The organism is uncultured Ruegeria sp. (genome assembly GCF_947489545.1).
Classification (GTDB): domain Bacteria; phylum Pseudomonadota; class Alphaproteobacteria; order Rhodobacterales; family Rhodobacteraceae; genus Ruegeria.
Genome location: NZ_CANLDZ010000049.1, coordinates 1 through 8,704, shown reverse-complemented (window position 1 = coordinate 8,704; position 8,704 = coordinate 1). Strand labels below are relative to the sequence as shown.

Sequence of the window (8,704 nt, the reverse complement as noted above, 5' to 3'; positions counted from 1 at the left end):
TTGGCGAAGCCTCTTATGCCACCGGGCTCAGCAACGCAGGTGATACCAGCGCCCTGAGCGCAAATGCAGGCCTCAAAATGGTGTTCTAAAGAAACATCGACGCAAATCACTGCATATGATTCTGGAACGTCAGAACGCAGGCGCCTAAGTCCCGCAATTCTGCTTGCCAACCTTGCAATCTGCGCAGGATGTGCCGCGGTCTTCTCATTCTCTGTCCCGAAGATCGTTTAGGAGGTTTGCGCACTGGAAACTCGTACAATAGAGATGCCATTTCATTAGACTGTGTTGATGAAGTGAAGATCTGGCGTGCTTAGCCCGCACCATAGCTGATGCCTATTCAAATATAATATTTGTGTATTTCCCGATGCAGCAAACAAGCCCCACTATTGAGCAGGAAACGAATGGCTCGCCCACCGAATGCTCGATAAAAAAACTCGCCAATACCCACAATAAATTCAGCCTGTTGCTTGCGGGCCGGGTGGGTCTGCCGGTTCATCGGTCTATTGGTATCAAAGGCTCACGGTAGCAACCGAGCGGTTAGATTTTCCGCGCATAAGGCATAGGAGCTATCATGTTTTCTTTTAGGAAGTTGATCCTTACCACGACGGCCATTGTCACCTTGGCTACCGCCGTCTCCGCAAACATCTACTCAGGACAACTGACCTCCTACTCAGATGAGCAGGCTCTGAAACTCCTCATCAGTGAACATGCTCTGGATCCATCGACCTTCGAGGATGCGCACGAGTACATCACCCTGAACCGTCCCACGATTATGAAGGAATACCTCCGTCAAACCTCAAATCGTGCGCCAGCTACCAGAAGATCTTCCCCTTCGGAACCAAGCCTCGGGGCGACTTCCGGAAATGGTTTGATGATCGTCCTTGGGGTCGCCGGAATGGCGGTTGCAACTTCTCTCGCAGGCGGTGGTGGTGGCCAAAAGCCTGGTCCGGCTCCCCGGGCTGTTCCAGATCCCGGCCCATCACCTTCTCCAGGCCCCACTCCCAGTCCTGACAGACCTGCTGACTTCCGAACGCCGGAATTCAACCGGAACTATGGCCTGTCTCTGATTGAAGCCGATGAGCGATATGCAAAAGGCGGACAAGGGGAAGGCGTAAAAATTTCAATCCTGGATACTGGCATCGATGTGAACAATCGAGACTTCCTCGGGAAAATCGACTTTCAGAACAGCTACTCCTATTTTGGAGATCCCAGAGATATTTCAGACACTGACGGCCATGGCACGCATGTTGCCGGCATCGCTGCAGGCCGGAAAGACGTTCAGGGCACACATGGTGTTGCTTTTGGATCGGAGCTTGTCATCTTCAAAGGAATTGTGTGGCCTGATGCCATAAACCGCTCAATCAAGGCAGATGCGCACGTCATGAACAACAGTTGGGTTTACATCTATACTGATACCAAAATCACCATACCAATCACTGATTATACAAGTGGCAAACAGCTCGCTGGAGCTCTTGGAGAAGATATCATCAATGCCCTGAATGCAGCCAAAGACGCTGACCTGATATCTGTAGTTGCCGCAGGAAACCACAGCCTGCCCGAGGTCGCAGTCAATGCAGGCATTCCAGTCTTACTGCCCGAATACGACGGCTATTTCATCGCCGCCGTCGCGGTCGATCAGAACAAACAAATAGCGGGTTTCTCCAACCGTTGTGGCGTCGCGAAAGACTTTTGCCTCGCTGCGCCCGGCGTGGGTATTATTAGCACCAGAAATGGCGGCGGCGTTGTTGCGTTTGACGGAACGTCGCAGGCTGCCCCACACGTCACTGGAGGATATGCCCTGTTAAAGAGCCAGTGGCCAGAGCTGACGGCCCCTCAAATCTCTCAGATTATGTTTGATACAGCTGATGATCTCGGAGAGCCGGGCGTTGACGAGATCTACGGGCAGGGCTTTCTCAATCTGTCCCGCGCCATGCGTCCTGTCGGTGAACTTGTTGTTTACCAGGGGAACACCACCAAAAGCGAAGCTATCCCTCTCGCCGAAACGGGTATAGCCGCCAGCGGCGCCCTGGCGCCGGCACTCAACCAGGCCCTCACAGGGCAGGTCTTGATGGTTACAGATGAGTACACGCGCGGATTTGATCTCGCCGCCAGTGCCCTGGTTTCCGAAATTGAAGCGCCAAAACCCAGTCTCACGATCGCAAGGGAAGTAAAGGTCAGCGACACCCTGACAGTCATGCGTTCAAATCACAGCACAGGTATCCGTTTTGACGGAGGTGCTTCGACCTCAGAGATAAACCTGGGAGACGCAGATCCAGGCGCAGATCCATTTGGACAACTTCTTACAGAAGACTACTCATTTGGGCACAAGCTCGAACTCACGGGAACACTGGCGCTTATTGCCGACCATGCATTCGGATCATCCTCTGACTCTTTTACCAGGACCAGCGTGGGGCTTGAGGCAAAAGACAAAGATGGATCAGGCCTTTCTGCTCAGTTCGGCCTCATAGAAGAAAACGGTACGGTGCTGGGATCACGCTTTATGGGTGCTGCGGGTCAGGACGGACGTAGCTCTACCTCATTTCTTGAGATATCTGGATCTGTTGCGGTTGGGCAGGGTACTCTCCTGACGGTATCTGGCACGCAAAGCACGACAGATTTCCAACAAGCAGGCCTGGTCACTGGCGGCAACAACCTGATGGGACGTGCCGGCCAAATATCAATCAGCAAAAAACGCTTTCTCGGCAGCCCGGGCACTATGAGCCTGTCTGTCTCCAGTCCGCTTCAGATCTCATCTGGTGAGATCTCAATTGACCTCCCTCAGGACAGGGTTGCAGCCGTCGCCGGTCAAGAAAGCACGGGCGTGACAAGAACCTCTCAAACTGTGGACATTACATCTTCAGTGCGGCCAATAGATATTGGCCTGACCTATCAGATTGCTTCAGATGCGCCTGGATCCGATATTTTGTTTAACGCGGGATATCGAGCACGGGGCGGTGATCAAAATCCCTACTTTGGATTTGCCCTCAGTCACAGCTTCTGAGCCGCAGTGAGCGCAACCCGATCACAGGGAACACTTCTGCTGTTGTCAAAGCCGAGCCCTGCCGCCTAAAACTTACCCTCATTTGTTGGGGTACTTCCCTATTACAGCACGCTGGTTCCAGTGTTGGGTGCCAGAGCGTTCTTTCAAATGTGGTCTGGTTGCTGGGTCTGGCTTGAGGGTTATTGATTTTGACATTGCGTGATGTGGTCAGAGAAAATCCCCGTCCGCGTCACTGACCATGTAAGGCTCGAAGTCCAATACCGATATACTATGACAGTATAGCCTCTAACTATCGTTAATGTAGCTATCTCTTGTGCGAATGATTCACTGGCTATGCCAAAGAGAGGGCGCACAGAATTCATGGAAATGCATCAAATTCGATATTTTTTTGCAGTTGTTGAATATCGAAACTTCACTCACGCAGCGCATGCTTTAAATGTTACTCAACCTTCGCTCACAACAGCCATCAAGAAGCTGGAGGATGGGTTGGGCGGTAAGCTGTTTTTGCGCGATCATGCCGGGTGCAGCTTGACGCGGCTAGGCGGAGTCGTTCTCCCGTACTTAAAGGAGGTGTTGCAGCAAACTCAAAAAGCGATGGTAGATGCCAAACGTTACGTTCATCATGAAGATATTCCCATCAGTGTCGGAGTTGGTGAAGGTATCGGGCTAGTCAGAATAGCAGACGCGGTAATGCGGCATCAGGCGCGTGCACCAGAAATTGATTTCGAGATCATTGTCGACAAACAAAATGCGCTGCTGAACGGCCTTCGGGAAGGTCGTTTTGATATCGCTATTACAAATGCTGATGCTGCATCTGAGCTTTACCGGGCGGAGCCACTATACAGTGAGACCTACCGAGTTGTTGTTTCCGCCACACACCCGCTGAGTCAAAGGGAAAGCGTGAACTTGGATGTGTTGGTGGGCAACGAGGCGCTGGCCAGAGTTGAGAGTGATTTGCGTGAAGCCTTGTTTAGTTTTTGCGCCGATCGTGGAAATACCATGAATTTCACATATCGTTCCAACCGGATTGACTGGATTCTGGAGTTGGTGCGGTTGGGGAGGGGGTTTGTGATTTTACCCGAGACGGCAATCCCAAGGATCAAGGAATTTACCTCACTGACCATTGAGGATGCCGACTTTGAACGTCATGTGGTTGCGCTTCGATATGCCCACCAAACTGCCCGATCTGAGATGCGGGGTTTCACTCAAGAACTGGCCAGGCAGAAGCCAGTAGATGAGTACTTTATGTGATTGCTCGCAGAGCTCGATTGAAGGTTGCCCGCTGGGATCAAGGTCCAGCGCTTCCCAAAACATAGACAAGATCTATCTTAAAATAGAAGTTGGGAATTGGCACTTCAGCGTAATGTCGTGGAATGTACTCAGTACTACGTGAGGTGAGCGGCCTCATGAAGGAAGGGGTGCGCTTCGAGTGGAACAGTGCTGTCTGGAACTGGACAACAACGCGGCAGAACGAGCCATCAAGCCCGTCATCATCGGGCCCAAAAGCTGGAGTTTGAGGGCTCAAAAGGTGGCGGAGAAGCTATACCCATCGCCTTTACTCTGATCGGGACTGCCAAGCTCAACAGCGTCAACTTACAAGCCTGGCTGAGCGGGGTCTTGGAGCGCATCGCCGGCCACAAAATCAGCTGCCTCGACAAACTCTACTGGCTCAAACTTCTGCCGGCGCTCTTCATGCTTGCCGCCTGCAGCCAGCCAGTAGCAGAAACAGGTCTTCCGGAAGGTGCAGCAAAGGCCAATTCCACCTGTATGACTGAGAGCCTGCTCATAGGCGTAAAACCCAAAATATGAAAATCTCTTTGTCTAAACCCGCCGTTTTTAGCACCGCAGCGATCGTCTTGGCGGCGTGCGTGACGCCCTACGAGCAGTGCGTCGCCAGCATCGAAGCGCCGATGCGAAACACAATGGAAACGATTGCGTTCCTTGAAGGAAACATTTCTCGGGGCTATGCAATTCATTCGCAAAAGGTGCCATATCTACATACCTATGCATGCACTGTTGATGCGGGCAGGGTCGAGGCGTGCCAAGAAACTCGGCTACGCGTTGAAGAGTCACCGGTCGCTATCGACATTTCCGAAGAAAAACAAAAGCTGAGTGAAGCTAAAGCTCGGCTGGAGAAACAGAAATTGAGCGTACAGTCTGCTACAGCACAATGTCGAAAAGCTTACCCCTGAGACCATGCCTTGTTGACAAAATGAGAGCCCAACAGGCGCAAGCCTCACCATAGCAGGTGTCTATTCAAGTATAGGATTGGAGTATTTCCCATTGCAGCAACTTGGCTCTAAGGTTGGGCAAAAGACGAATTGATTGGTCGCATTTGCGGGCAGCCAAATAGCAGAGCTTTGGAACGTTGGGCAGAGCAAAGAAGCAATGGTTCATACACCGTTGCTTCTTTCAAGCCAGTCGGTTTGAGTTGATGTGTTTCCCAAGTGTTGGATCAGGAAACTTCAGATGTGCGTAAATGTTTCAGTAAAGGGCGGCCCGAATGTTCGCCAAAAAAATACCGTTAACTGCAATGAATTCGGTTTTTGGTCATGCGGCGTGGGCGGAGCTATTGGTTCATCGTCGCGGCGCCCTGTTTCTGGTTCGGGCTGTAACAATACCTCCGGCCAATGCCTATTATATGCCCGCATTTATGCCAACCAACTGACTGCCTGAAGGCTGTGTGTGGAATGCGCATTGAAGAGCTCTTTTTTGAAATCACATTCACCGCGACAAGTGCAGGTAAAATAAAGCATATTATCAAACGTTCCTGTGAAGAGGACGCGTTGGACCGCATCAGGGCCGCTTACCCTGGCCAAACCCTCACAATCCATGACATCCGGAAACAGGTCTGGGTGCGTGACGTCGATTCCCATCGTCCCAAACCGCTGAAGGCCGCTCTCAAAGAAATTAAAAGGTAAGAGAGCACTCCTTTTTCTGCCAAATTTCATCTAAAACGTCGCTGAAAACCCAGTCCCTCAAGGCGGGCAGGAATGCGCTAGCGGCCATTGACCGCTTCTCACTGTGACCTAACAAATTTGGCTCTCAGTTTCGTAGGCTCTCTGGCCTGGCACATATAGGAGATATTCCTGCCGCTGACCCATTGGAACTGCTGCCAGTAATCCCAGCGCTGTTCGAAGGAAATTTTGTAGATCAGCCGACAGTCGCTTGCAAACTGCGCGAACACGATTGGATTGCCGCGATTTCCAAAACTGCCAGCAACAGCCATTGAGTGATCTCGATCGAGCCTACCAGAACTGGATCAAAGGTATCGCAGGATACCCAAGCCCTCGAAAGAAGGGCCGCAATGACACATTCAGCTTTCAGACATGAGGTTCATGCCCGCAAGCTGAATGCCAAATGGTCCGAGGTTCGGTTACCCTTCGTTCCTCAGTAGGCAACACAGAATAAGGGGGCGCTCGGCATGACGTTGATAAGGCACTTGGCCGCGCGCCACTTACTCTGTTTCTTATGGCTCTCGTAGGTATTGTGTTTGCCGTGGTTGAAGGTACTGAAGAAGATTAAGAGAGGTGGCGGAGCATTCTGACCGGGAAAGTCCAACATCGCAGCTTTCTAAGCGGAGCCGTTACCATCGTAATTTTGGTCTTTCTGGTTTGGCTGATTATTGCACCGATGTAGACGACAACTAGGAGTGAAGAATTGGATCAGGCTGTTGTGGCAAACATATTTTTCGAAAGCCTTTCAGGTTGGGTTACTGTGGCTGCATCCGTTGCCCTTGCGTTTCTTGCTTGCGCACTTGTTGTTGCAACTGTTCGAATGGCCCGAGCATTGGCGCGACCACATATTGTGGCCAATTTGGAAGCCAATCAGTGGTCGCTAATGCGCTTTGATGTTGTGGTTGAGAATTGTGGTAACGCTCCTGCATATGATGTTTCGGTTAGGTTCATCCGCCAGTTTAGATGCCTGATGCCAAACGCGACTGGCCATTTCTGAATACCGGCATCAAATACTGGATAGCGTTGAGCATCACGATGGGGAAGAAGCTAGGCGTGAACTGCAAGAAGTCGAATTTCGCGCTGGATTGGAGCAATAGGGAAATATCATGTCGGACAAATGGCTGAGTGAGAAGATCGAGTCGAGGGGTATCGAGTACCTGTCGCCACCGCCCATCGATCTAGACGGGGCGCGCGTTCGTGAGACCGCTGAACGGCTGTGCAGCCAGATGGCCCGAGGGATCGCGTTACCGTCGATGACGGTTGTTGACATGACGCCCCCTTCGCTTCCGACTTGCACTGACATCGACTCGGCGAAAGAAGTCGACAAATAGGAGCGACGGCTTGAAGAGCATCACGGTATCAGACGGTGGGTTTGAGACCTGGTTGATCTGGGCGACATTGATCGGTGTTTTGACGCTTGCGCTATTGGTGTTCTTGGTCGTCCGTAGAATAAGATCAGGCGGCAGAAAATCGACTTGCCGATGGGCGAAAGATTCGGCGAGTGATCGCGGTGGTTTGGCGGCATGGAGTTGTCAAACTTGCGGTGTGACTGCTTACTCGGGCAGTAAAGGAAGGCCTGTTGGTTGCCGTCGAAGCACTAAACCGCGCGGGTTGTAGGTTTTTCACTGTAAGGAGCGGCGCGTGAAACACGAGCGAGCAACGCCCGGCACTGCTGCCGCAAATGCTTATGCGATGCATGAAACGGATACAGACCGTATCGCGGCGATGTGGGCAGCCTGCGCGTTGATGGCGCTGCACGATAGACGGTCGGACGTGTTTCGCGAATATGCGGAAAGCTGGGCGAGTAAGCTCAGACCACCAAGTTCACAATAGGGAGGGTTAGGAAGTGGATCAGTCGGTGGAGCCCAAAGGAATGATCCGTCCTATATCAACTAGATCGTTTGGGCGTCCAGCGCAGCGGTATAAACGTTTGTTCTGATCGGGGTAGTCGACAATGCCCTCCGAAAGCCGCTGCCCAATGACCAACAGCCGCAAAGGTCTATCACTGGTGTTGCGGATTTCATGGGCAGGGCCACCTTTGGGATAGCCGATGAAGTCTCCAGAACTGATATCATGGGTGTCGTCGCCTGTACGTGCAGTGCCCGTACCACTCAGAACATAAACAGCTTCATCTTCACAAGCATGGACATGATATTCAGTAGACGTCAGCGAAGAACGCGTTACGGCGTTACAGACATCGTTCGGTTTTCGGCTAGGTTTCACATCACTGACCACTGCCACAAACGAGGGCGACGGCTTCGATTTTGTGTTCGATGCGACAGGAAACCGTGGCGCGATCGAGGCGGGTTTTGACAGGGTCTTGTCGGCGATAAGAGCGGGCGAGATTGACGCAGATGTGTCATTCTCGGTCGTGATGCCACTGGAAGACTTGCCAGTGATCGCAGCGGTCTTATCAAGGTCATTGTCACTCTGGGGGACTAACTTTGGCCACATAGATCATGCGCTTGCATGATGACGCTAACATTGCCATCGCCTTGTAAGACCTGAGCAAAGGCGAGCCCGGGGCAATCGAGACCGTCCCAAGTTCGCACAAGAAGTCGACAGAGGATTTCTCGGAAGGGGCGAATATTCTCCGCTATGGTCAGACTATCGGGCGCGCAAATGACGAATTCCTCCTTGTTGCCACCGCCCAGAATCTCCGCAAACTAGCCAAGGTCAGTTACTTTACGCTTAGACCAAGTTGACAAAGTGAAAGTCTGAAGGGTGCAGGCTTACCATAGCTGGT

The 8,704-nt window shown here is 52.0% G+C and carries 9 protein-coding genes; 8 read left to right on the top strand and 1 reads right to left on the bottom strand.

Annotation, left to right across the window (positions count from 1 at the left end; all coding sequences use genetic code 11):
* The first annotated feature begins 571 nt into the window (after positions 1 to 571).
* From Q1B13_RS26415 to Q1B13_RS26380, 8 genes are all read left to right on the top strand, one after another.
* The gene (locus Q1B13_RS26415) at positions 572 to 3,001 is read left to right on the top strand and encodes a S8 family peptidase (RefSeq protein ID WP_299085840.1); all 2,430 of its coding nucleotides are present in this window, start codon (positions 572 to 574) and stop codon (positions 2,999 to 3,001) included.
* A 360-nt stretch (positions 3,002 to 3,361) separates the two neighbouring features.
* Complete coding sequence (locus tag Q1B13_RS26410) at positions 3,362 to 4,252, top strand: LysR family transcriptional regulator (protein WP_299085841.1); 891 nt, start codon at positions 3,362 to 3,364, stop codon at positions 4,250 to 4,252.
* A 178-nt stretch (positions 4,253 to 4,430) separates the two neighbouring features.
* Positions 4,431 to 4,565, top strand: a complete 135-nt coding sequence (locus Q1B13_RS26405; protein WP_299085843.1) for a transposase — start codon at positions 4,431 to 4,433, stop codon at positions 4,563 to 4,565.
* On the top strand, positions 4,508 to 4,810 hold the full coding sequence (locus Q1B13_RS26400; RefSeq protein WP_299800814.1) for a transposase domain-containing protein: 303 nt from the start codon (positions 4,508 to 4,510) through the stop codon (positions 4,808 to 4,810). The genes Q1B13_RS26405 and Q1B13_RS26400 overlap by 58 nt, the downstream gene beginning before the upstream one ends.
* Positions 4,807 to 5,193: a hypothetical protein gene (locus Q1B13_RS26395; protein ID WP_298938469.1), complete on the top strand. Its 387-nt coding sequence runs from the start codon at positions 4,807 to 4,809 to the stop codon at positions 5,191 to 5,193. The genes Q1B13_RS26400 and Q1B13_RS26395 overlap by 4 nt, the downstream gene beginning before the upstream one ends.
* A gap of 498 nt (positions 5,194 to 5,691) precedes the next feature.
* Positions 5,692 to 5,922 carry a hypothetical protein gene (locus Q1B13_RS26390; RefSeq protein WP_298938467.1) on the top strand — a complete coding sequence of 77 codons (231 nt, stop codon included), beginning with the start codon at positions 5,692 to 5,694 and terminating at the stop codon, positions 5,920 to 5,922.
* A gap of 1,142 nt (positions 5,923 to 7,064) precedes the next feature.
* Positions 7,065 to 7,289 carry a hypothetical protein gene (locus Q1B13_RS26385; protein ID WP_299085845.1) on the top strand — a complete coding sequence of 75 codons (225 nt, stop codon included), beginning with the start codon at positions 7,065 to 7,067 and terminating at the stop codon, positions 7,287 to 7,289.
* A 310-nt stretch (positions 7,290 to 7,599) separates the two neighbouring features.
* The gene (locus Q1B13_RS26380; protein ID WP_298938464.1) at positions 7,600 to 7,791 is read left to right on the top strand and encodes a hypothetical protein; all 192 of its coding nucleotides are present in this window, start codon (positions 7,600 to 7,602) and stop codon (positions 7,789 to 7,791) included.
* A gap of 18 nt (positions 7,792 to 7,809) precedes the next feature.
* On the opposite strand, the gene Q1B13_RS26375 is transcribed toward Q1B13_RS26380, so the two are convergent.
* The gene (locus tag Q1B13_RS26375) at positions 7,810 to 8,412 is read right to left on the bottom strand and encodes a cupin domain-containing protein (RefSeq protein ID WP_299085847.1); all 603 of its coding nucleotides are present in this window, start codon (positions 8,410 to 8,412) and stop codon (positions 7,810 to 7,812) included.
* Between the last annotated feature and the right edge of the window lie 292 nt (positions 8,413 to 8,704).